The organism is Microbacterium lacus, assembly GCF_002812805.1.
Classification (GTDB): Bacteria; Actinomycetota; Actinomycetes; order Actinomycetales; family Microbacteriaceae; genus Microbacterium; species Microbacterium lacus_A.
Map to the genome: position 1 here is coordinate 340,227 of NZ_NMUM01000005.1, position 20,230 is coordinate 360,456.

The window sequence follows — 20,230 nt, forward strand, 5'->3', positions numbered from 1 at the left end:
TGCAGACCGAGTGAGTTCGCGGCACCGCCGGTGCGGTGTTGCACGAGAGTTCGCCGGGTGACGCGCGGATGTCGCCCGCCAGGGAGTGCGCCAGCGATGGCTGATGACAACAATGACAATGACCGCAACGACCTTCAGGAAGTGCCACCGGCTGAACCGCCGGTGACGCACGTGGAGGACGCGCCGCTAAACGAGGGTGCCCCGTCTGTCGACGAGGGTGCACCGGCTGAACCCGAGGGTGCTCCGTCGTTCGACGAAGCAACGCCCGCGGCCGAAGACGCTGCCTCGCAGCCCGAGGAGTCACCCGCCGAGCCCGAGGCTCCCGCGACTGAGTCCGAAGCTCCCGCGGCTGAGCCCGAAGCTCCCGCGGCTGAGCCCGCTGGCCCGGCGGCTGGAGCGGCTGAGCCCGAGGCTCCCACTGCTGAGCCCGAGGCTCCCGCCCCGGAAGCATCCGAGCCGCAGGCCGAGCCCGAGCCGGACCCCGAGCCGAAGATCCCCACCGCCGTGGCGCTGGGGCTGCTGCCCGAGGTCTTCGTCTCGCAGGTCTCAACTCAGCTCATGTTCTATGCGCCCGAGATCGTGCCGCTTCCCGCGGCCGCGTCCGATCGCGACGATCGTTCCGAGCGGGACGAGCCGGAAGAGCGCAACCCCCGCGAGTCGCAGGGCACGTCGCGCCGACGCAACCGCCGTCGAGCCGGAGAAGAGACCAACGAGCCGCAGGATGCTTCCACGGTCGTGCGGGTGCGTCAGCCCCGTGCCGTCGAGGTCATTACCGAGCCCCAGCGCATCAAGGGTTCGACGCGACTCGAGGCCAAGAAGCAGCGGCGTCGTGACGGTCGCGAGGCGGGCCGCCGCCGCGCCGTGGTCACCGAGGCCGAATTCCTCGCCCGTCGTGAAGCGGTCGACCGCGACATGATCGTTCGCTCCAAGAACGGGCGCATCCAGATCGCCGTGCTCGAGGACAACGTCCTCGTCGAGCACTACGTCGCCCGTAACCAGGACGCCTCGCTCATCGGCAACGTGTACCTCGGTCGTGTGCAGAACGTTCTGCCCAGCATGGAGGCGGCGTTCGTCGACATCGGGCGCGGACGCAACGCCGTGCTGTACTCCGGCGAGGTCGACTGGGATGCCGTCGAGACCGGCAACCAGCCGCGTCGCATCGAGCTCGCGCTCAAGTCCGGCGACCGCGTTCTCGTGCAGGTCACGAAGGATCCGGTCGGTCACAAGGGCGCCCGCCTGACCAGCCAGATCTCGCTTCCGGGCCGCTACCTCGTGTACGTCCCCGCAGGCTCGATGAACGGCATCTCGCGCAAGCTCCCCGACACCGAGCGGGCGCGCCTGAAGCGCATCCTCAAGGAAGTTCTGCCCGAGTCATCCGGTGTCATCGTCCGCACGGCGGCCGAGGGCGCAACGGAAGACCAGCTGACGCGCGACGTGCAGCGACTCACGAGCCAGTGGGAGCACATCTCTTCGCAGCTCGAGACCGTGCAAGCCCCCGCTCTGCTGCATTCCGAGCCGGACCTGCTGGTCAAGATCGTGCGGGATGTCTTCAACGAAGACTTCACGAAGATGCTCATCCAGGGCGAAGAGGCGCAGCGGACGATCGAGGCGTACCTCGAGTCCGTCGCGCCCGACCTGCTCGAGCGTGTTCAGCCCTATGAGGGTGACCGCGACCCGTTCGACGAGTTCCGCGTGACCGAGCAGATCGAGAAGGCCCTCGACCGCAAGGTCTGGCTGCCCTCGGGTGGCTCGCTCGTGATCGACCGCACCGAGGCGATGACCGTCGTCGACGTCAACACCGGCAAGTTCGTCGGGTCGGGTGGAAACCTCGAAGAGACCGTCACGAAGAACAACCTCGAGGCGGCCGAAGAGATCGTCCGGCAGCTGCGGCTGCGCGACATCGGCGGGATCATCGTCGTCGACTTCATCGACATGGTGCTGGAGTCGAACCGCGACCTCGTGCTGCGTCGGCTCGTGGAGTGCCTGAGCCGCGACCGCACCAAGCACCAGGTCGCCGAGGTCACCTCGCTTGGCCTCGTGCAGATGACGCGCAAGAAGCTCGGACTCGGCCTGCTCGAGACGTTCAGCGAGAACTGCGAGGTCTGCGCGGGTCGCGGCGTGATCGTGCACCACGACCCCGTGGTCAAGCACCGCTCATCGTCGTCTGCCCCGTCTCGGGACAACGGCGGCTCCAACCGTCGCCCGCGTGGCGGCAACAACGGATCGAACAGCGGTGGCAACGGCAACGGCGGCAACGGTGGAACCCACGTCATCACCGAGGGCGTCAAGTCGGCTCTTGCCCAGATCGCTGCGTCGACCCTCGGTGCTGCACCCGAAGCCGAGTCGACGGATGCGCCGGCGACCGCCGTCGCGACGGTCGAGGAAGTGCGCGAGACCATCGAGACTCTCGAGTCGCTCGAGATCGTCCTGCCCGAGGGTCCTGTCGCTCCGGCCGGGGATGGCGAACGGAAGAAGCGTCGCAAGCGTCCGGAACAGCGCGGCGACCGCGCTGAGCGCGGGGGCGAGCGGGGTGACCAGCGTTCCGAACAGCGGTCGGTCGCGCCTAAGTCCGAGAAAGACCAGCTGCTCGACTCCGTGCTGCAGGCTCTACCCGAGCCGAAGGCGCCTGGTCAGGGACGTCAGCGTCGTCGCGTGTCGACCGGGATCGTGACGGGTACGCCCGTCACCATGCCGAGCGCCGACGAGTAGGTCATTTCGTCTCGCTCCGCTCGCTCAATGACCGACATCGTTCGTTGAGCGAGCGTCAGCGAGACGAAACGCACCCCGTGTGTCATTTCGTCTCGCTTCGCTCGCTCAATGACCGGGGGAGCGTCCGTACCGTCGTTCGCGGGCCGTGATCCGGAGTCCGGAGTCTCGGAGTGCGTGGACGAGCTCCCGCGCCGTGACATGACGCGCACCGGCCGCGATGAGCCGATCGACGGCGTCTTCGGGAACGTCGTAATGGTCGAGATCGAAGCCGCGGCGGGGGATATTCTGTGCCGAGGCAAAGGCATGCAGCTCGTCGAGATTGGCGTCGCTGATGAGGTGCGCCCAGAGTCTTCCGTGGGCCGGCCACCGTGCCGTGTCGATCAGGATGGACATCCGCAGATCCTATGCCCGACGCGCGGGGCGGATGCTTTTGCCGCATCCGGTTCCGTCGGGTAGACTCGACCCTTGGTGCGTCACGTGCTGCCGCTCTGCGTGCGGCGCGACGAGAGCGAAGCTTCCGCACCGCACCACGGGTAGTTCGGAATCTCACGGGATGCCGCGCCCCGTGGAGCAGAGTCTTCCGTGAGATTAGGAACCACAAGGTTCCCCAGAGAAACAGGTGTGAAGTGGTTTACGCAGTAGTGCGCGCCGGTGGCCGCCAGGAGAAGGTCGAGGTCGGCACGATCGTCGTCCTCGATCGTCAGAAGGCCAAGCTCGGCGACAAGATCGAGCTGCCCGCGGTGCTCCTGGTCGACGGAGACAACGTCACCACCGACGCCGACAAGCTGGCTCAGGTGACCGTCACCGCCGAGGTTCTCGGCGAGCTGCGCGGCCCCAAGATCATCATCCAGAAGTTCAAGAACAAGACCGGTTACAAGAAGCGCCAGGGGCACCGTCAGGACCTCACGCGCGTCAAGGTAACCGGCATCAAGTAAGCGCGGGAGATTCGAGATGGCACACAAAAAGGGCGCAAGCTCCACCCGTAACGGTCGCGACTCCAACTCCCAGCGGTTGGGCGTCAAGCGCTTCGGTGGCCAGGTCGTCAGCGCCGGCGAGATCATCGTCCGCCAGCGTGGCACCCACTTCCACCCGGGCGCCGGCGTGGGTCGCGGTGGCGACGACACGCTGTTCGCGCTGCAGGCCGGTTCGGTCGAGTTCGGCAAGAAGGGCGGCCGCAAGGTCGTCAACATCGTCGTCGGCGCGGAGTAACAGCGCGAGCGTCGCGATTCATTTTTCGGTCAGGGGGCGGGCTTCGGCTCGCCCCCTGACCATTTTCGAAAGGAGTGCACGATGGTCTCATTCGTCGACCGGGTGACGCTCCACCTGCGCGCGGGCAAGGGCGGCAACGGCTGCGTCTCGGTTCGTCGCGAAAAGTTCAAGCCGTTGGCGGGACCGGATGGCGCGAGCGGCGGCAACGGCGGCGACATCGTCCTCGTTGCAGACCCCCAGGTCACGACGCTGCTGTCGTACCACCACTCGCCGCACCGCACATCGAACAACGGTGCCTTCGGTGCCGGAGATCTCCGCCAGGGTGCCGCGGGCGAAGATGTCGAGCTGCCCGTTCCCGTCGGAACGGTCGTCAAGGATGCCTCGGGCGAGCTTCTCATCGACATGGTCGAGCCGGGAACGCGGTTCGTCGTGGCGCCCGGAGGAATCGGAGGGCTCGGAAACGCGGCCCTCTCTTCGCCCAAGCGCAAGGCTCCCGGTTTCGCGCTGCTCGGCACGCCCGGGTGGGAGGGCGATGTCCTCCTCGAACTGAAGGTCGTCGCCGATGTGGCGCTCGTCGGCTTCCCGTCGGCCGGCAAGTCCAGCCTGATCGCCGCGATCTCGGCCGCGCGCCCCAAGATCGCCGACTACCCCTTCACGACGCTGCATCCGAACCTGGGTGTTGTCCAGGCCGGCGAGGTGCGCTTCACCGTCGCCGACGTGCCCGGTCTGATCGAAGGCGCCAGTGAAGGCCGCGGTCTCGGTCTCGAATTCCTCCGTCACGTCGAGCGCTGCACCGCACTCGTGCACGTGCTCGACTGCGCGACCCTCGAGCCCGGTCGCGACCCGCTCACCGACCTCGACGTGATCCTTGCCGAGCTGGGTGCGTACCCCGTGCCCGAAGATCAGCTGCCACTGCTCGAGCGCCCGCAGCTCATCGCCCTGAACAAGATCGATGTGCCCGAGGGGCGCGAGCTCGCCGACTTCGTGCGGCCCGAGCTCGAGTCGCGCGGTTATCGCGTGTTCGAGATCTCCACCGTCGCCCGCGAGGGCCTGCGTGAGCTGACCTTCGCTTTGGGTGAGGTCGTTGCCCAGCACCGCGCCGAGCTGGCCGCGAAGCCCGCACCCGAACGCATCGTTCTGCGTCCGCGGGGCGAAAAAGAGAAGGACTACACGATCCGCGTCGAGGGCGGCACGTACGGCAACATCTATCGCGTGCTGGGCGACAAGCCCGTGCGCTGGGTGCAGCAGACCGACTTCCAGAACGAAGAGGCCGTGGGCTACCTGGCCGATCGTCTCGCGAAGCTCGGAGTCGAAGACGGCCTTGTCCGTGCCGGCGCCGAGCCGGGTTCGACCGTCGTCATCGGCGAGGGCGACGGCGTCGTCTTCGACTGGCAGCCGACGCTGAGCTCCGCGGCCGAACTCATGACCGCACCCCGCGGTATGGACCCCCGCCTTGACATGAACACGCGACGCACCACGTCGCAGCGCCGCGAGCGCTATCACGAGCGGATGGATGCCAAGGCAGACGCCCGCGCCGAGTTCGAGGTGCAGCGGCTCGCCGCCGTGGAACGTGGCGAGGTCGAGGGGGACGCGTGAGTACCCTGCACCGCGCCGATATCGCCTCGGCAAAGCGCATCGTCGTCAAGGTCGGCTCGTCGTCGATCAGCGGGGATCAGGCAGCAACGATCGATGCCATCGTTTCGGCCCTCGCCGACGTTCACGCACGAGGCACCGAAGTGGTGCTCGTGTCGTCGGGTGCCATCGCGACCGCGCTGCCGCTCCTGAGCCTCGAGGGTCGACCTACGGATCTCGCGACGCAGCAGGCCGCTGCCGCCGTCGGGCAGAACGTTCTCATGTGGCGCTACCAGACGAGTCTCGACCGCTTCGGAGTGCTTGCCGGGCAGGTGCTGCTCACGGCCGGCGACCTCGAGAACGCCACGCCCCGCTCGAACGCACGCCGGGCGATGGAGCGGCTCCTGGGCCTGCGCATCCTGCCGATCGTCAACGAGAACGACACCGTCGCGACGCACGAGATCCGATTCGGCGACAACGACCGCCTTGCGGCGCTGGTCGCCGAACTGATCGGCGCCGATGCGCTTGTGCTGCTCAGCGACATCGAGAACCTCTACACGCGGCCCCCCGGCCAGCCCGGCGCACGAGCGATCGAGCGTGTGACGTTCGGCGACGATCTGAGCGGGTACGAGTTCGGATCCGTCGTCGTCAATAGCGTCGGCACCGGGGGAGCGGCCACCAAGGTCTCGGCGGCACGTCTCGCCACGGCGGCCGGCGTCGGCGTGCTGGTCACGAGTGCCGCCCGCGTCGCGGATGCACTGAGTGGTGCCCCCATCGGAACCTGGTTCGAGCCCGACCCGCGGGCGACCCCCGCGACACCGACCGGTCCCGTTCGCACAGCGCCGACGAGCGCGAACCTGCCCGTTGCGGCTGCCGACGCCCCCGCCGGCAGCGCCGAGCCCGTCGATACACTGGGCTGATGACCAGCACCGCCTCCAGCGCTACGTCGAGCATCCCTGGCGACGAGTCTTCTTCGGACACCTGGGGTGAAACGACGGCCCGCGATCGGATGCGCCTGGCGAAGTCTGCCTCCCGCAGCATCGGTCTGCTCGGTGACGGCGACAAGGCCGGCATGCTCCGGGCCATCGCAAACGCGATCGACGAGGCATCCGATCGGATCATCGCCGCGAACGACGAGGATCTGGCGCGCGGTCGCGCGACGGGGCTGTCGGAGTCGTTGCAGGATCGTCTGCGATTGGATGCTTCGCGCGTAGCCGCCCTCGCTGAGGCCGTGCGCGCCGTCGCCGATCTTCCGGATCCTGTCGGCCGGCTGCTGGATGAGCGGGTGCTGCCGAATGGCGTCGTGCTGCAGAAGGTCAGCGTGCCGTTCGGTGTCGTGGGTTCGATCTATGAGGCTCGGCCGAACGTGACGGTCGACATCGCGGCCCTCGCGCTGCGTTCCGGCAACGCGGTCGTACTCCGCGGCGGGTCGGCTGCTGAGAAGTCCAACGCCGCTCTGGTCGACATCATGCGCACCGCGTTGGCCGACCGGGGCATCGACGCAGAAGCCATCCAGACCGTCGACGACTTCGGCCGTGAGGGTGCCCGCGAGCTCATGCAGGCGCGCGGGCTCGTGGACGTCCTCGTTCCCCGGGGCAGCGCTCAGCTGATCGAGACGGTTGTGACCGAGTCATCCGTTCCCGTCATCGAGACCGGTGCTGGTGTGGTGCACATCGTGCTCGACGAGTCGGCGCCGCTCGAGTGGGCCCGCGACATCGTCGTCAACGCGAAGGTGCAGCGCCCGAGCGTGTGCAACGCCGTCGAGACCGTGCTGGTCGTGGGGTCTGCCGCCGAGCGCGTCTTGCCGACCGTGGCCGCGGCACTTCGGGAGCAGGGGGTGACGGTGCACGGCGACGCGCGAACTGCCGCTCTGGTTTCGGATGTCGTCCCCGCGACCGACGAGGACTGGTCTACCGAGTACGGCACTCTGGATATCTCGATCCGCGTCGTCGAGGACCTCGACGACGCGCTCGCGCACATCCGTGAATACTCGACCGGTCACACCGAGTCGATCATCACGGATGACGACGCTCACGCCGAGCGGTTTCTGGCCGAGGTGGACGCCGCGGTTGTGATGGCCAACGCATCCACGCGATTCACCGACGGTGGCGAATTCGGCTTCGGTGCCGAGGTGGGAATCTCGACTCAGAAGTTGCACGCGCGGGGACCCATGGGGCTTCCCGAATTGACGAGCACCAAGTGGCTCGCGCGCGGTGCCGGGCAGACCCGCCGATAGTTCTCTAGACTGGCACGACACGCCCACACCCGAACGGAGCATGAGAATGACGCTTGTCACGACGATCCTGGCCGCGGCCGAAGAGGGTCACCACGGCAACGTCGCGCTGGAGACGGTGGTTTTCTTCTTCATCGCCATCGCGGTCTTCGCAGCTCTCGGTCTTGTGGTCTTCTCCTACCGCGACGTGGCGAACCGCCACGCGGGCAAGGCTCAGGCGTTCGCCCAGAGCCACGGCACGGCAGCTGATCACGGGGCAATCGATCACGGGACGGCGAGCGGCCACTAGGTCGGGCATGACGACGGACGCAGGGGAGCGGCCCCGGATCGGGGTGATGGGCGGCACGTTCGATCCCATCCACCACGGTCACCTGGTCGCCGCCAGCGAGGTCGCAAGCCACCTCGGCCTCGACGAGGTCATCTTCGTTCCGACGGGAACGCCCTGGCAGAAGCAGAAAGTCAGCGATAGCGAACATCGTTACCTGATGACGGTCATCGCGACCGCTTCCAACCCGGGATTTACGGTCAGCCGCGTCGATATCGATCGTGGTGGCCCGACCTACACGATCGACACGTTGCGCGATCTTCGGACGCTACGGCCCGATGCAGACCTTTTTTTCATCTCGGGCGCGGACGCGGTAGCGCAGATTCTCAGTTGGAGGGACCATGATGAGCTGTGGAACCTCGCGCACTTCGTCGCCGTGAGTCGCCCCGGACATGTCCTGGACACCGGGGGACTTCCGAGTGAGGTCGTGAGTCAACTCGAGATTCCCGCACTCGCGATTTCGTCGACGGACTGTCGCGAGCGAGTCCACCGGGGTGACCCGGTGTGGTATCTCGTTCCTGACGGGGTCGTTCAATACATCAGCAAGCATCATCTCTATCGGAGCAACGCATGAGCACACCCGAGCAGCCGCTGACGCGGAAGAAGCTCCGCGAACTGCACGCGACCGGGTCACTTCCCGTTCAGAACGAGGCGTCGAACGCGGACGATGAGATCGACGAAGACACCTACGTCGCGGCCACTCCGCCGCCTGCTGCCCCGCTCGCGCGCGCAGCCACTCCTGCCTTCACCCCGCCGGCGCCCATGCCCGACGCCCACGTCGATCTGGGCGTCTCGCCCCTGACCCGTCGGCAGGCGCGCGAGCAGGAGCGCATCCGCACGGCGTCCGTCCCCGTCATCACGCCCGATGTCATCGCCGCCCAGATGCCTGTCTCGGCTCTCGGCGAGCCCGCCCCGGCGCGGTACACGCCGTTCTCGGCACCCGCCGCCTCCGGCGCTGCAGTTGCCGAACCCGCGGTGAAGGACAAGAAGTCCGATGACAAGAAGTCGGATGACAAGAAGTCGGATGACAAGAAGTCGGATGACAAGAAGTCCGATGGCAAGAAAGCGGATGCCAAGAAGGCGGATGCGACGAAGGACCCTGATGCCGAGGCATCCGATTCTTCCCGTGACGACAGCTCGCACGACGACGACAACGCACGCGGCATCGACGCGGCGCCCGTCGCGACGGTCGACCCGCAGTTCGGTGCACACCTGCTGAAGGACGAAGAGATCTCGACGAAGCTGCCTGCTTCGTTCGATGAGCTCATCGTCCGGAACTCGTCGTCGAAGGGGGCGATCGGTGCGTCGAGCGCGTTGATCCTGTCGCAGACGCCCAACATGCCCCCGCTGTCCGGCCCCGTGAATGCGACGGGTGAGGTGCTCATCACGGGCACGTTCCATCTGCCCGACGGTCTCGGATCCGCCGGTGGCGACCCGCGTTCGACGGACGGCAAAGACGTCGATTCGGTTCTCATCGACGGTGAACTGCCCGCTTCGTCCTCGCCGACGCCCATCGCCGCGAGTGCCGCGATCAGCACGGTGCGCGGCACGGGCGAAATCATCCGCCCGCCGGCGCCCGAAAAGGGCGGCCGACTCCTTTTCTCCCTGGCGATCACGGCGGGCGTTCTGGCGCTCGCGCTCGTGGGCGTCCTCATCCTCGCTTTCGTGAATGGTGCTCTTTAATGCCCGCAACTGAACAAGCACGTGAACTCGTGCAGATCGCTTCGGCCGTCGCCGATGCCAAGGGCGGCGAGGATCTGGTCGCACTGGATGTCTCGGGCCCGCTCCCGCTCGTCGACGCCTTCCTGCTCGTCACGGGGCGCAACGAGCGCAACGTCGGTGCGATCGCCGACGCGATCGAGGACCGACTGCACGAGGCTGGCGTCAAGCGTCTGCGCCGTGAGGGACGTCAGGAGGGCCGCTGGGTCCTGCTCGACTTCGGTGACCTCGTCGTGCACGTCTTCCACGAGCAGGAGCGCGTGTACTACGGGCTCGAGCGTCTGTGGAAGGACTGCCCGGTCATTCCGATCGAGCTCCCGACCCCGGCCGCCGCGGCAGCCGAGTAGGCCTCGCGCGTTCCGCGCGGTTGCGGCATCCGTCCCGATTCGAGTGGACGCTTCGGATGTAGTAATCTAGCGGGGTTGCCCTGGCTCGTCCGGGGTAGTGTTTGGGCCTGTGGCGCAGCTGGTAGCGCACCTGCATGGCATGCAGGGGGTCAGGGGTTCGAGTCCCCTCAGGTCCACAACATTTCGACAAGCGCCTCCTCGCGGGGCGTTTGTCATTTCATCGGCACACGGGTCGTTATCCCGTCAATACCTGACCTTTTTCGCCCCGCTCTGAAACGATGAGGCGACGGTGAGTGGGAGCGAGGAACGAATGTGGCCGAGGAACTTTCGACCGGTGACCGCGTGAGCTGGGGCACTCCGCAGGGACGCACCCGCGGAACGGTGGTGGAGCGAAAAACGAGCGACTTCGCGTTCGCCGGTCAGCACTTCACCGCGACGTCCGACGAGCCGGCGTACATCGTGGAGTCCGAGAAAAGCGGGAAACAGGCCGCGCACAAACGCTCGGCTCTGCGCAAGCTGAAGAGCTGACGCGTTCTGAGGTCGGGCTCGGGCTCGCGCGGGTCTCCTCGGTTATCGGGCGCCCGCGATAACGTCGCTCGTGTGACCTTGCTCTCGAACGATGCCGTGACGCAGTTCGCCGTGTTGGATGCGCTCTTGGCGGGCGCCTATGAAACGGGGATGCCTGTGGCCGACGCGCTCCGCGCCGGTGACTTCGGGATCGGATGCTGCGACCGCCTCGGCGGCGAAGTGGTGATCGTCGACGGGCGGGCGTACGAGTGCACCGTCGACGGTCCGCCGACGCAGATGGCAGAGACGGACATCCTGCCGTTCGTGGATGTCGCGCCCCTCCCGGACGTCATCTCGACGCGGGTCGAGATGCTCGATCTCGCGGGGTTGACCGCGCAGGTCGAAGGAGTGCTGCTGAGTCGGAACCTGTTCCATACCGTGCGGATCGACGGGATGATGGCCTCGGTGCGCGTGCGGGTGACGCCGAGACAGCACCACCCGCTTCCGCCTCTGACCGAGGTGACTCGTGAGCAGGTCGAGACCGTGCTGACCGAACGGACCGGAACGCTGGTGGGGTTCTGGGCGCCGCGGATCTATCAGGGCATCGCGGTTGCTGGACTGCACCTGCACTTCTTGGCCGAGGACCGGCTCGACGGCGGACACGTGCTGGACGTTACGGTCGGCGCGGGGGAGCTGCGCATCGCCGCGTTCGCTCGGCTCGACCTGCACCTGCGCGTCGATGAGCTGTTCTTACGGACCGAGCTGACCCACGACGCCGACCACCGCATCGTGGCGGTCGAGGGTGGCGCCGCGGGCTGAGGTGCCCGCCGCTCAGTGCGTTTCGACTCGCTGCGCTCGCTCAACGAGCGGTGCTCGCGGGGTCAGACGGCGAGAGAGCGTTCCAGCGGTGTGAGGGCCAGGATGCCCGAACGCGCCAGCTCGATGGCTGCCGAGACGGCGCCCGTCGAGACGACATCGCCTCCGAGGTTGGATGCGACGAGCTCAGGCGGCGGCACGTGGAGCGCGCCGGAGAGTCCGGCCCGGGCGGCAACGAGCACGTCCGCGATGCCGGCGGACACGGCGCCAGAGATGACGATCATCCGCGGGTCGAGCAGACTCGCGAAGACGCCGGTGACGCGCGCGAGCATCTGGCCGACGCGGTCCACGATGGTCAGGGCGAACTCGTCGCCGGAAGCCGCGAGCTCGAAGACGACACGTCCCGTCACTTCGCTCGGTGGAATACCGACCAGCGGATGCTCCAGCGGTACCTCACCCGCGGCGATGGCCTCGCGCGCCCACTCCGCTGCCCGGTACCCGAGTCCCCACGCTCCCTCGACGCCCGAGACCTGGTCGAAGGCGATCATCTCGCCGACGCCGCCGTGAGCGCCTCGCAAGAGGCGCCCATCCACGACGACCCCCGCTCCGAGGCGTTCGCCGGCGAGAAGCGTGACGTAGTCGCGGCATCCTCGGGCAACGCCCAGGCTGCCCTCGGCGACGGCCGCGAGCGAGGCGTCGTTCTCGACGCGTACGAGCGGAACCCAGGCGCGGAACATGTCGATCAGGTCCGGATTCATCCGCTGCCAGAAACCGTCGTGATGCGTGGGGGAGACGCCCTCCGAATCCACGGGGGCCGGAACGCCGGCGCAGAGGGCGATGACGTCGCCACGCTCGAGGCCCGCTACCCCGAGCGCATCGTCCACCGCGGTCGCCATCACGGCGCGACGTCGGGAGATGGAGTCGTCGTCGAGCATGAGATGTTCACGTGCGAGGACTGCGCCGCGCAAGTCCGCGATGGTCGTCGTCACGTGCGCGCGACCCGCATCGAGTCCGACGACCACGCCGGCGTCCGCACAGAATTCGAAGCGGCGTGCCGGTCGGCCCTTGCTGTAGTCGCCCACCTCGCGGGCATTGGGGAGTTCCCTGATCAGAGCACGTTCGACCAATTCGTCGAGCGCGTCGATCGTGGTGGAACGGGTCAGGCCGACCGCTGGCATCGCCTCGCCCGCGGTGAAGGATTCGGCGTCCCACGCGTAGTGGAGCAGTGCGTCGAGGCTGGCGCGGCGCGGGGCCGAAACCCGCTCGGAGGGCTGTGACAAGGGTCTTGACCTTTCGGGTGCTTCCCTGCATTATTGTCCACATCGACTTGATTCGGTAGATAAATCTAATCGGTGTACAAAGACGTACGACCGCCCACGAGGCGGTAGAAGGGACGATGACGTGCCGAGAATACGGTCACATGCGCTACGTCTGACGGTAGCCGCGCTGGGAATCGCTCTGGCGGGCGGGACGCTCGCAGGATGCTCATCGGGCGGGCCCACCGAGATTCGGTTCCACCTGAGCAAGCCCGAGGCGATCCCGTATTTTCGCGAGCTGATCGCGGAGTACAACTCGTCGCAGGACGACGTGCGCGTCGTCTTCGACACCTCCTCGAACCTGCAGGCGGGCTTTCTGCGCGGCAACCCGCCCGATCTCGGCCTGTTGAACTACAACATGGAGATGTCGCGCTTCATGGAGCGCGGCGCCCTCAGCGACCTGAGCGACATGCCCGAGGCCGACCGGATCCTGCCGGAGGTGCAAGAACTCGTCGACCAGTACGCGACCTACCCCGGGCGCACGAGCGTGCTGCCGTACTCGGTCATGGCGGCATCCGTCATCTACAACGTCGACATCTTCGAGCAGCAGGGTCTCGAGGTTCCGCAGACGTGGGACGAGCTGATCGCGGTGTGCGACCAGCTGCAGGCCGCCGGTATCACCCCGTTCTACGGCACCTTCAAGGACCCCTGGACGGTTGCTCAGGGATGGTTCGACTACACCGTCGGCGGCAGCGTCGACGTCGCGGCGTTCTACGACGAGATGAACGAACTCGGCACCGAGGTCGGTCCCGATTCCCCCGTCTCGTTCGAGCGGACCCTGCTCGAGCCGGTCGACCGGATGACCATGCTCGCCGAAACGTACACCAACCCCGATGCGGCGAGCCGCGGATACGGGGACGGCAACCTCGCCTTCGCGCAGGGGCAGGCGGCCATGTACCTGCAGGGGCCGTGGGCGTTCGGCGAGATCGCGAAGACGTCGCCCGACATGAACCTCGGCACGTTCCCGCTGCCCATGACGGATGACCCGGACGACCTCGAGGTGCGCGTCAACATCGACCTGGCCGCGTGGATCCCTGAGGCCTCGCGTCATCAGGCAGAAGCGCGCGAATTCCTGTCGTACCTGTTCCAGAAGGACGTCATGGATGCCTACAACGCGGCGCAGCTCGGTTACGGCACGACGACGGATGCGGCACCCGTCACCGATCCGCGGATCATCGGCATGAAGGAGTTCTACGACGAGGCCCGCTTCTACCAGGGCGCGTCGAAGGCCATTCCGCTGACCATCCCCACCGAGAACTACATGCAGGGCATCGTGACGGGCGCCGATGCCGAGCGCACGTTGCGCGTCATGGATGCCGACTGGGCGCGACTCGCGCTGCGCCAGTAACAACGCTCACGCGATACCCAACGAAGGGAAGCGACACACAACATGGCCACGACAACGGCGACTCTGATCACGCCAAAAACCCGCGGGCGCACCGCCGCACCCGCGGATACGAAGGTGCCTCGAAAGCGGCGCAAGGTCGAGGGGGTCTACTACTTCTTCCTCCTGCCGAGCCTCATCCTCTTCAGCCTCGCGATCACCCTGCCGGCGATCGTCGGGATCTTCTTCAGTTTCACCAACTCGATCGGGTTCGGCGACTGGGAGTTCATCGGGCTCATCAATTACATCGCGCTCTTCTCCGACCCCGCGATCCTGCAGAGCTACCTGTTCACCTTCGGATTCGCGACCGTGACGGTGCTGGCGGTTAACGTGCTCGCGTTCCTGCTGGCGGTGGGACTGACCTCGCGCATCCGCTTCAAGACCGCGCTCCGGACGATCTTCGTGATCCCGATGGTGATCTCGGGAATCGTCATCGCGTTCGTCTTCAACTTCCTGTTCTCGAACTCGGTGCCGGCCCTCGGGCAGGCCGTGGGAGTCGGATGGCTGAGCGAGAGCATCCTCGCCAACCCCGACCTCGCCTGGGTCGCCGTCGTGATCGTGACCGCGTGGCAGGCGATCCCGGGCACGCTGCTGATCTACATCGCCGGGCTGCTGTCCATCCCCGGCGACGTCTACGAGGCGGCCGAACTCGACGGTGCCGGCAAGCGCCAGCAGTTGTGGCGCATCACCCTGCCGCTCGTCGCCGGATACGTGGTGATCAACGTCATCCTCGGCTTCAAGAACTTCCTGAACGCCTACGACATCATCGTCGGTCTGACCAACGGCGGTCCGGGTACCTCCACCCGAAGCATCGCGATGACGATCGTGACGGGCTTCACCGGTGGCGACTACGCCTACCAGATGGCGAACGCGACGATCTTCTTCGTCATCGTCGTCGCGATCTCGCTCATTCAGCTGCGGCTGACGCGCGGAAGGAACGTGTTCTGATGACTGTTCAACCAGCCCTGGCGGTCGAGGACATCGACGCCGAACGAACACTCGCGGGCGACTCGCCGCGCAAGGCCAGCCGTGGTCGATCCGCCATGGAGCGGGTCAACTGGTCGAACACAATCGTGCTCGCGCTGTGCACCATCACGGTTCTCATTCCGCTCTACGTGACCCTCTCGATGGCGTTCAAGACGCAGTCGCAGGCGGTCGACGGCAATGCGTTCTCGCTGCCGAACCCGTTCAGCGTCGAGGGTTTCGTCACCGCCTGGAACCTCACGAACTTCCCGCTGGCTTTCACGGTGTCGGTGCTCATCACGGCGGGGACCGTGGTCGGCACGATCGTGCTGGCCGCATGGGCGTCCTTCGCGATCTCTCGAAACTGGGACCGCAAGCTCTTCCGGTATTCGTTCTACTACCTGCTGGCGGCGATGTTCCTGCCGTTCCCCGTCGTCGCGCTGCCGCAGATCCAGCTGACCGGACTGCTGGGCCTCGACAACCCCGCCGGGGTCGCGCTGTTGCACATCATGTTCCAGCTGAGCTTCAGCATCCTGCTCTTCACGGCCTTCTTGCGGTCGATCCCGGCGGAGCTGGAGGAGAGCGCTCGGATCGACGGCGCGTCCACCTGGCAGACGTTCTGGCGGCTGATCTTCCCGTTGCTCGCTCCGATGAGTGCCACGGTCGGCATCTTCGCCTTCCTCGCCTCGTGGAACGACTTCATGATGCCGTCGCTGATCATCTCGGACCCCGGGCTGCAGACCCTCCCGGTCGTCCAGAGCATCTTCCAGACGCAGTTCAGCAACAACTACAACGTCTCGTTCGCGTCGTACCTGATGGCGATGGCGCCGGCGATCGTCGTCTATCTCTTCACCCAGCGCTGGGTGATGGAGGGCGTGACCCAGGGCGCCGTCAAGGGCTGACGCCCCGGCGACGCGGGACAGAAACCCGCACCGCACCGCACAACCTCGATGAAAGGACCCGTTCTCTGATGAGCCAGGCAGTCTCCCCGATCCCCGACCTTCGCGCCCACGCGTCGCCCGATGCCGCGCCGTGGTGGCGCCAGGCCGTGGTCTACCAGGTCTATCCGCGCAGTTTCGCGGACACGGATGGGAACGGCCTCGGCGATATCGCGGGAATCACATCCCGCGCCGACTATCTCGACGAACTCGGGGTGGATGCCGTGTGGCTGAGCCCGTTCTATCCGTCGGCGCTGGCAGACGGTGGGTACGACGTCGCGGACTATCGGGACGTCGATCCGAAGCTCGGCACCCTCGCCGACTTCGACGAGATGGTGGCCACGCTGCACGCACGGGGCATTCGCGTCGTCGTGGACATCGTGCCGAACCACACGTCCGACCTGCACGAGTGGTTCCAGGAGGCGCTGCTCGCCGAGCCCGGTTCGCCCGCGCGAGAGCGCTACATCTTCCGCGAGGGGACGGGACCGGATGGCTCGCTTCCCCCGAGCGACTGGGTTTCAGCCTTCGGGGGGCCGGCCTGGGAGCGTGTGCCCGACGGTCAGTGGTACCTGCATCACTTCGCGGTCGAGCAGCCGGACCTCAACTGGTCGAACCCGGAGGTGCGCGCCGACTTCGTGCAGACACTGCGGTTTTGGTCCGATCGCGGGGTCGATGGATTCCGGATCGATGTTGCCCACATGCTCACGAAGGACCTCGCCGAGGTGCTGCCGTCTCAGGCCGAACTGGACGCGATGCCTCGGGACGGACAGCACCCCACGATCGACCGGGACGACGTGCACGAGGTATACGCCGAATGGCGCACGGTCTTCGACTCGTATGACCCCCCGCGAACCGCTGTCGCCGAGGCGTGGGTCGATCGGGTGAGGGTTCCGCTGTATGCCCGTTCGGAGAGCCTGGGCCAGGCTTTCAACTTCGACCTGCTCGAGGCTGACTTCGATGCGTCGCAGTTTCGCGAGATCGTGACCGCGAACCTCGAGCTGGCCGGGGCTTCGGGATCGTCGAGCACCTGGGTGCTGTCGAATCACGACGTCGTTCGCCACGCGACCCGATACGGACTGCCGGATGCCGAGCGGGGTGCCGACGGGCGCCCGAGCCGCAAGCACGGGCAGGAATGGCTCCTTTCGGGCGGGCGAGAGCCCGAACTCGACCGCGAACGCGGCGAACGACGCGCTCGCGCGGCGACGCTGTTCGTGCTGGGGTTGCCCGGCTCGGCCTACCTGTATCAGGGCGAAGAACTCGGTCTGCACGAGGTCGCCGAGATCGAGGACGGTCAGCGCCAGGACCCGACGTTCTTCCGCAGCCCCGGGTTCGACCTCGGACGGGACGGATGCCGCGTGCCACTGCCGTGGGAGGCATGCGGTCCGTCCTTCGGATTCGGGTCGGGCGAAGCACACCTGCCACAGCCGGAATGGATGGGGGAATATGCGGTCGATCGCCAGATCGATGACCGCGAGTCGACCCTCACCCTCTACCGTCGTGCTCTTGCCGTGCGCACGGACATTCAGGCGAGCGAGAGCCTCGACTGGATCGAGACCGGGCGCGCCGATGTGCTGCGCTTCGCCCGGCCGAACGGCTGGCAGGTCGTGACGAACTTCGGAGACGAGCCGTACGTGCTCGATGCCGCGGGGTTGTCGGTTGTGCTCGCGAGCGATCCGAACGCGACGCCCGACGTCGTCGCTCCGGCTTCGACGGTGTGGCTCGCGCCCTAGAGAACCCGCGGGTCACTCGAAGTACGTGCGGATCGCGTCGGCCTCCTCGGTGAGCGTCTCTTCCGAAATCAGGTCGGATGCCTCGGACTGCAGCAGCGCCGTCCAGACATCCAAGACCGCCGTCGCCTTCCCGGAGTCGACAAGCGTCTCGGTGAGTTCGGTCTTGGCGTCTTCGACGAGCGCCGCGAAGGTCTCGTTCTCGAGGAACCGCTCCGACAGGATGTTGCCGCCAGCACCGCCAGCACCGCCACCAGCGCCGCCGCCGCCGGCGGCACCGCGCGCGCCCTGGGCAACAGGGCGGTCTGCGCCCTGATCACCCCCGCCCCTGAAGCCCGAATTGCGCACACCGAAGGTCAGGTTGAGGTCCCAGGTCACGACGCTCATCAGGCCCGTGTCGGCGTCGTAGTACAGGTACGAGTTGTTGCCCGGGCCATCGATGTCGTCGTAGTTGTCGACGAGCTCTTGGAAGGCCAGGTATGTCGCGAACGCTTCGACATCGAGATGCTGTGACAGCTCGGCCGCGAATGTCGCGTCGTCGGCCTCGTTGATGAATTGCAGGAAGTCGATGAGCGGTGTCAGGTCGCTCTCGCCCGCCTCCTGGTCGAAGACATCCGTGTAGGCGTCGGGGTCTTCGCCGCGGTAGCTGTAGTCGCCGCCGGTCTCGGCCTTGTACAGCCCGCCCGACGTGGTTCCGTACTCCTGCTCGAGCCAGCCGTCCGACGGTTTCTGCACCGCCAGGCGCAGCTGCGCGGTACCGCCGTTGACGGTGAAGCGCGTGGCCGTGGCGTTCTCGGTCGCGAGTCCGGTCTCATCCAGCAGCGTCAACGCGACGGCCTCGTTGAGTGAGGACGCCGACACATTGCCGCGGATCACGATGTCGGTCTCTCCGTTGAGCGTCTGCCCGTCGACGAATTTGTCAAGACGGATGATCCACGGGAGCGTCGCCGGATCGGCGTCGGTCGAAACACCCCGAAGGGTTGAGTTGCCTTTCAGCTTCAGACCCACGCTTTCGTAGGTGACTCCATCGATCGTGACGGACGCTTCGATCCAGACCTTCTCTCCCGTGTCGAGATACTCCTGGATGGCGTCGCTGATCGTCGTTTCGTCGACCTCGAGCGACACGTCGTGGAGGCTCGAGGCATCCCAGAGGGCAGCTGTCGACACATCGGTGTCCACCGAGGCTTCCGTTGACGTCGACGAGGTCGTCGTCGAAGACGAGGTTGTCGTCGCGGCGCTGCATGAGGCGAGCGCGAGACTTCCGGAGAGCACGACGGCCGCGGCGATCAGTGCGGTGCGGCGGGGCAGGCGAGAGGTGGCGTCCATGCAGATATGACAGCGGCTGTTGATGTGGCTTCCGTCAGCGAAGGTGATGAACGAGTTATGGGTCCCGGTATCAGGGCGCCGTACATCATCGACGCATAGGGAGCGAATAGAGCTGGCCAAGAGTCCCCGGATACTTCTGGGCTCATGAAACCTTCACGATCCGAAAACCGCCGCCGGCGACTCAGCCGGAAGACGCGGACCATCATCATCTCGTCGGCCTTGGCGGTCGTGCTCGTCCTCGGTGGCGGCGCGGCCTGGGCCGCCGATCGATTCTTGATCGCGCATGTCGAGATCTCCGACGTATCGGCATACGAGGCGGCCCAGACCTCGACGGACGCGACCGAGACCGACACGACGGATGCCGGAACGGTCACACTCACGGACACGGCGTACAGCGACGGCGAGACGAGCGTGACGATCTCGACGGTCGTCACGGGCACCGGCGACGACACGGTGACGTACTACGTCGCGGATGTGGTGCTCGGCGACGCGACCGACCTGCGATCCGCGTTCGCCAACAACCAGTTCGGGGAGAACATCACCGAAACGACCAGCGGGATCGCGGAAGACAATGACGCGGTCTTCGCGATCAACGGTGACTACTACGGGTTCCGTAACACGGGCATCGTGATCCGCAATGGCGTCGTCTACCGTGACGAGCCTGCCCGAGAGGGCCTCGTGTTCTACACGGACGGCACCATTTCGGTGTACGACGAGACCACGACCACGGCCGATGAGCTCCTCGCCGACGGCGCCTGGAACACCCTGAGCTTCGGTCCGGCGATCGTGTCCGACGGGGCGGTCATCGAGGGCATCGAAGACGTCGAGATCGACACGAACTTCGGCAATCACTCCATTCAAGGAGAGCAGCCCCGCACGGCGGTCGGCGTCATCGATGACAACCACCTCGTGTTCGTCGTCGTTGACGGACGCGACGCGGGTTACAGCCGTGGCGTCACGCTGACAGAGCTCGCCGACATCATGCTCTCGCTCGGCGCGACGACCGCGTACAACCTCGACGGTGGGGGCTCATCGACGATGTACTTCAACGGCGAGGTCCTCAATCAGCCATCCAACGGTGGCGAGCGCGGCACCAGCGACATCCTGTACGTGGCCGGCTCCGACGGGACCGAGTGACG

The 20,230-nt window shown here is 66.5% G+C and carries 20 protein-coding genes and 1 tRNA gene; 18 read left to right on the forward strand and 3 right to left on the reverse strand.

What is annotated here, in order from left to right; translation table 11 throughout:
- The first annotated feature begins 96 nt into the window (after positions 1 to 96).
- Positions 97 to 2,709: an Rne/Rng family ribonuclease gene (locus tag CGU34_RS02260; RefSeq protein WP_036295031.1), complete on the forward strand. Its 2,613-nt coding sequence runs from the start codon at positions 97 to 99 to the stop codon at positions 2,707 to 2,709.
- A gap of 105 nt (positions 2,710 to 2,814) precedes the next feature.
- Here CGU34_RS02260 and CGU34_RS02265 read toward each other — a convergent pair whose 3' ends face one another.
- Positions 2,815 to 3,102 carry a DUF4031 domain-containing protein gene (locus tag CGU34_RS02265; RefSeq protein ID WP_036295028.1) on the reverse strand — a complete coding sequence of 96 codons (288 nt, stop codon included), beginning with the start codon at positions 3,100 to 3,102 and terminating at the stop codon, positions 2,815 to 2,817.
- A 233-nt stretch (positions 3,103 to 3,335) separates the two neighbouring features.
- On the opposite strand from CGU34_RS02265, the gene rplU reads away from it, so the two are divergent.
- The 12 genes from rplU to CGU34_RS02325 all read left to right on the forward strand — a co-directional run bounded on the left by rplU (position 3,336) and on the right by CGU34_RS02325 (position 11,440).
- The gene (gene rplU, locus CGU34_RS02270) at positions 3,336 to 3,644 is read left to right on the forward strand and encodes a 50S ribosomal protein L21 (RefSeq protein WP_198517648.1); all 309 of its coding nucleotides are present in this window, start codon (positions 3,336 to 3,338) and stop codon (positions 3,642 to 3,644) included.
- A 16-nt stretch (positions 3,645 to 3,660) separates the two neighbouring features.
- Complete coding sequence (gene rpmA / locus CGU34_RS02275) at positions 3,661 to 3,918, forward strand: 50S ribosomal protein L27 (protein WP_036295020.1); 258 nt, start codon at positions 3,661 to 3,663, stop codon at positions 3,916 to 3,918.
- 81 nt (positions 3,919 to 3,999) lie between these two features.
- Positions 4,000 to 5,514 (forward strand): GTPase ObgE, encoded by a 1,515-nt coding sequence (gene obgE / locus CGU34_RS02280; protein ID WP_036295017.1) that lies wholly within the window; start codon positions 4,000 to 4,002, stop codon positions 5,512 to 5,514.
- Positions 5,511 to 6,410 carry a glutamate 5-kinase gene (proB, locus tag CGU34_RS02285; RefSeq protein ID WP_100813119.1) on the forward strand — a complete coding sequence of 300 codons (900 nt, stop codon included), beginning with the start codon at positions 5,511 to 5,513 and terminating at the stop codon, positions 6,408 to 6,410. Before obgE ends, proB begins: the two co-directional genes overlap by 4 nt.
- Before the next feature lie 89 nt (positions 6,411 to 6,499).
- On the forward strand, positions 6,500 to 7,726 hold the full coding sequence (locus CGU34_RS02290) for a glutamate-5-semialdehyde dehydrogenase (RefSeq protein ID WP_232711504.1): 1,227 nt from the start codon (positions 6,500 to 6,502) through the stop codon (positions 7,724 to 7,726).
- A gap of 46 nt (positions 7,727 to 7,772) precedes the next feature.
- Positions 7,773 to 8,012, forward strand: coding sequence for a hypothetical protein (locus tag CGU34_RS02295; RefSeq protein WP_036295511.1), 240 nt, complete (start codon positions 7,773 to 7,775; stop codon positions 8,010 to 8,012).
- A gap of 7 nt (positions 8,013 to 8,019) precedes the next feature.
- Positions 8,020 to 8,622 (forward strand): nicotinate-nucleotide adenylyltransferase, encoded by a 603-nt coding sequence (gene nadD / locus CGU34_RS02300; RefSeq protein WP_100813121.1) that lies wholly within the window; start codon positions 8,020 to 8,022, stop codon positions 8,620 to 8,622.
- Positions 8,619 to 9,731 (forward strand): hypothetical protein, encoded by a 1,113-nt coding sequence (locus CGU34_RS02305; protein WP_100813122.1) that lies wholly within the window; start codon positions 8,619 to 8,621, stop codon positions 9,729 to 9,731. The genes nadD and CGU34_RS02305 overlap by 4 nt, the downstream gene beginning before the upstream one ends.
- Positions 9,731 to 10,114, forward strand: a complete 384-nt coding sequence (gene rsfS, locus CGU34_RS02310) for a ribosome silencing factor (RefSeq protein WP_100813123.1) — start codon at positions 9,731 to 9,733, stop codon at positions 10,112 to 10,114. Before CGU34_RS02305 ends, rsfS begins: the two co-directional genes overlap by 1 nt.
- A gap of 103 nt (positions 10,115 to 10,217) precedes the next feature.
- Positions 10,218 to 10,290: transfer RNA gene (locus tag CGU34_RS02315), tRNA-Ala, on the forward strand.
- Positions 10,291 to 10,426: 136 nt separating this feature from the next.
- Complete coding sequence (locus CGU34_RS02320) at positions 10,427 to 10,642, forward strand: DUF2945 domain-containing protein (RefSeq protein WP_100813124.1); 216 nt, start codon at positions 10,427 to 10,429, stop codon at positions 10,640 to 10,642.
- Positions 10,643 to 10,714: 72 nt separating this feature from the next.
- Positions 10,715 to 11,440 (forward strand): acetolactate decarboxylase, encoded by a 726-nt coding sequence (locus tag CGU34_RS02325; protein ID WP_198517649.1) that lies wholly within the window; start codon positions 10,715 to 10,717, stop codon positions 11,438 to 11,440.
- Between the two features lie 62 nt (positions 11,441 to 11,502).
- Here CGU34_RS02325 and CGU34_RS02330 read toward each other — a convergent pair whose 3' ends face one another.
- Entirely contained in the window at positions 11,503 to 12,717 is a 1,215-nt protein-coding gene (locus CGU34_RS02330) for an ROK family protein (protein ID WP_232711490.1), read from the reverse strand.
- 121 nt (positions 12,718 to 12,838) lie between these two features.
- Here CGU34_RS02330 and CGU34_RS02335 point away from each other — a divergent pair, with 121 nt between their 5' ends.
- From CGU34_RS02335 to CGU34_RS02350, 4 genes are all read left to right on the forward strand, one after another.
- Positions 12,839 to 14,101 carry an ABC transporter substrate-binding protein gene (locus CGU34_RS02335; RefSeq protein WP_100813126.1) on the forward strand — a complete coding sequence of 421 codons (1,263 nt, stop codon included), beginning with the start codon at positions 12,839 to 12,841 and terminating at the stop codon, positions 14,099 to 14,101.
- Positions 14,102 to 14,143: 42 nt separating this feature from the next.
- Complete coding sequence (locus CGU34_RS02340; RefSeq protein ID WP_100813127.1) at positions 14,144 to 15,085, forward strand: carbohydrate ABC transporter permease; 942 nt, start codon at positions 14,144 to 14,146, stop codon at positions 15,083 to 15,085.
- Positions 15,085 to 16,002, forward strand: a complete 918-nt coding sequence (locus CGU34_RS02345; RefSeq protein ID WP_100813128.1) for a carbohydrate ABC transporter permease — start codon at positions 15,085 to 15,087, stop codon at positions 16,000 to 16,002. The genes CGU34_RS02340 and CGU34_RS02345 overlap by 1 nt, the downstream gene beginning before the upstream one ends.
- A 68-nt stretch (positions 16,003 to 16,070) precedes the next feature.
- Entirely contained in the window at positions 16,071 to 17,768 is a 1,698-nt protein-coding gene (locus CGU34_RS02350; protein ID WP_100813129.1) for a glycoside hydrolase family 13 protein, read from the forward strand.
- A 12-nt stretch (positions 17,769 to 17,780) separates the two neighbouring features.
- Here the strand turns inward: CGU34_RS02350 and CGU34_RS02355 are convergent, their stop codons facing one another.
- Complete coding sequence (locus CGU34_RS02355) at positions 17,781 to 19,091, reverse strand: CotH kinase family protein (protein WP_100813130.1); 1,311 nt, start codon at positions 19,089 to 19,091, stop codon at positions 17,781 to 17,783.
- A gap of 144 nt (positions 19,092 to 19,235) precedes the next feature.
- Here CGU34_RS02355 and CGU34_RS02360 point away from each other — a divergent pair, with 144 nt between their 5' ends.
- Positions 19,236 to 20,228: a phosphodiester glycosidase family protein gene (locus tag CGU34_RS02360; RefSeq protein WP_100813131.1), complete on the forward strand. Its 993-nt coding sequence runs from the start codon at positions 19,236 to 19,238 to the stop codon at positions 20,226 to 20,228.
- Positions 20,229 to 20,230: the final 2 nt, after the last annotated feature.

Bases quoted from the DNA above. Each gene is read 5' to 3' on its own strand.
- CGU34_RS02295 (WP_036295511.1), top strand. From the start codon at position 7,773: ATGACGCTTGTCACGACGATCCTGGCCGCGGCCGAAGAGGGTCACCAC.
- CGU34_RS02260 (WP_036295031.1), top strand. From the start codon at position 97: ATGGCTGATGACAACAATGACAATGACCGCAACGACCTTCAGGAAGTG.
- CGU34_RS02305 (WP_100813122.1), top strand. From the start codon at position 8,619: ATGAGCACACCCGAGCAGCCGCTGACGCGGAAGAAGCTCCGCGAACTG.
- rpmA (WP_036295020.1), top strand. From the start codon at position 3,661: ATGGCACACAAAAAGGGCGCAAGCTCCACCCGTAACGGTCGCGACTCC.
- CGU34_RS02340 (WP_100813127.1), top strand. From the start codon at position 14,144: ATGGCCACGACAACGGCGACTCTGATCACGCCAAAAACCCGCGGGCGC.
- CGU34_RS02265 (WP_036295028.1), bottom strand. From the start codon at position 3,102: ATGTCCATCCTGATCGACACGGCACGGTGGCCGGCCCACGGAAGACTC.
- CGU34_RS02355 (WP_100813130.1), bottom strand. From the start codon at position 19,091: ATGGACGCCACCTCTCGCCTGCCCCGCCGCACCGCACTGATCGCCGCG.
- CGU34_RS02350 (WP_100813129.1), top strand. From the start codon at position 16,071: ATGAGCCAGGCAGTCTCCCCGATCCCCGACCTTCGCGCCCACGCGTCG.
- CGU34_RS02290 (WP_232711504.1), top strand. From the start codon at position 6,500: ATGCGCCTGGCGAAGTCTGCCTCCCGCAGCATCGGTCTGCTCGGTGAC.
- obgE (WP_036295017.1), top strand. From the start codon at position 4,000: ATGGTCTCATTCGTCGACCGGGTGACGCTCCACCTGCGCGCGGGCAAG.
- CGU34_RS02360 (WP_100813131.1), top strand. From the start codon at position 19,236: ATGAAACCTTCACGATCCGAAAACCGCCGCCGGCGACTCAGCCGGAAG.
- CGU34_RS02345 (WP_100813128.1), top strand. From the start codon at position 15,085: ATGACTGTTCAACCAGCCCTGGCGGTCGAGGACATCGACGCCGAACGA.
- rsfS (WP_100813123.1), top strand. From the start codon at position 9,731: ATGCCCGCAACTGAACAAGCACGTGAACTCGTGCAGATCGCTTCGGCC.
- nadD (WP_100813121.1), top strand. From the start codon at position 8,020: ATGACGACGGACGCAGGGGAGCGGCCCCGGATCGGGGTGATGGGCGGC.